Origin of the sequence: Neobacillus pocheonensis (genome assembly GCF_050477905.1) — a bacterium.
Classification (GTDB): Bacteria; Bacillota; Bacilli; order Bacillales; family Cytobacillaceae; genus Neobacillus; species Neobacillus pocheonensis_A.
Genome location: NZ_JBCNAD010000080.1, coordinates 1 through 1,560 on the forward strand (window position 1 = coordinate 1; position 1,560 = coordinate 1,560).

A 1,560-nucleotide genomic window follows, 5' to 3' on the forward strand; every position below is an offset into this window, starting at 1 on the left:
AAGAATCTCTCAATCTTAGTCCATTTATTGCAATTTACGATATTGTTGTGCCAAAGGATAATATGCTTCGTCAAATTAATGAACTTGTTGACTTTTCTTTTATTTTAGAAGAACTTAAAAATAAATATTGTCTTGATAATGGTCGTAATGCAGTGCCACCTATTCGTATGTTTAAATATCTATTATTAAAATCAATTTTTGATTTATCTGATGTAGATGTAGTTGAACGTTCTAAATTTGATATGTCCTTTAAATATTTTTTAGATATGGCACCGGAAGATCCTGTTATAAACCCTAGTTCATTGACTAAATTCCCTAAGCTCCGTCTCCAAGATGTGAGTTTATTAGATATGCTTATTGGCAAGACAGTTGAGATTGCCTTAGAAAAAGAAATCATTAAAAGTAATGCAATAATTGTGGATGCAACACATACAAAAGCGCGTTACAAACAAAAATCACCTAAAGAATTCTTACAAGAGAAATCAAAAAATGTACGGAAAGCTGTTTATCAAATAGATGAATCAATTAAAGAAAAATTTCCATCGAAACCGACTTCTAACGAAGTAAAAGATGAAGTAGATTACTGCCTTCAAGTCATTCAGGTAGTTGAATCGCAGCCACAAATTAAGGTAATACCAGCTGTAAACGAAAAACTAAATGTCTTAAAAGAGGTCGTAGAAGATTATAAAGAAAAGCTGAGTTTTTCAACGGATCCTGATGCGCGTGTTGGGCATAAATCAGCTGATTCTTCTTTCTTTGGCTTTAAAACACATATTGCGATGAGTGATGAACGGATCATTACAGCTGCGCTTGTTACAACTGGAGAGAAAAGCGACGGAAAGTACCTTGAAGAATTGGTTAAGAAAAGTAAAAAAGCAGGCATGGTAATAAGTACAGTCATTGGAGATACTGCTTATTCTGAAAAAGACAATATCCAGTTCGCAAAAAAAGAAGAAATTCAACTTGTATCTAAACTGAATCCACTAATTACACAAGGTAGACGTGCGAAGGAAGATGAATTTGAATTCAATAAAGATGCTGGTATGTATGTGTGTAAAGCTGGTCACATGGCAATTCGTAAAGCAAGGATAGGAAAGAAAAATCAAAGTAACAGCCAACAACAAGTTTATTACTTTGATATTGAAAAATGTAAAATATGTCCTTTCCAAGAAGGATGTTATAAAGAAGGGGCGAAAAGTAAAACGTATTCTGTTTCAATTAAATCTACAGAACATAAGGAACAAGAAACATTCCAAAACAGTGAAGAGTTTAAAGAACTCGCTCGTTCTCGTTACAAAATTGAAGCTAAAAATAGTGAATTAAAACATGGACACGGGTATGATACGGCATCATCTGCGGGTCTATTTGGTATGCAAATACAAGGTGCAACAACAATTTTTTCCGTCAATTTGAAGCGAATCATTACGCTTTTAAAAGAAAAATAATAGTATAAATAAATGAAAATAGGCCCCTTCTGAGGACTGAATCCAACAAGAAGGGGCCTATTTTTTTTTGAAGTGACAAAGATAAATTAAAAAACGTAAGTTTTTCAGTGCCCTC

Annotated in this window: 1 protein-coding gene; it reads left to right on the forward strand. The window is 33.2% G+C overall.

The window, feature by feature from the left end:
- On the forward strand, positions 1-1,445 hold a 1,445-nt coding region (locus ABES02_RS28420; protein ID WP_430141191.1), incomplete at its 5' end, for an IS1182 family transposase.
- Positions 1,446-1,560 lie beyond the last annotated feature (115 nt).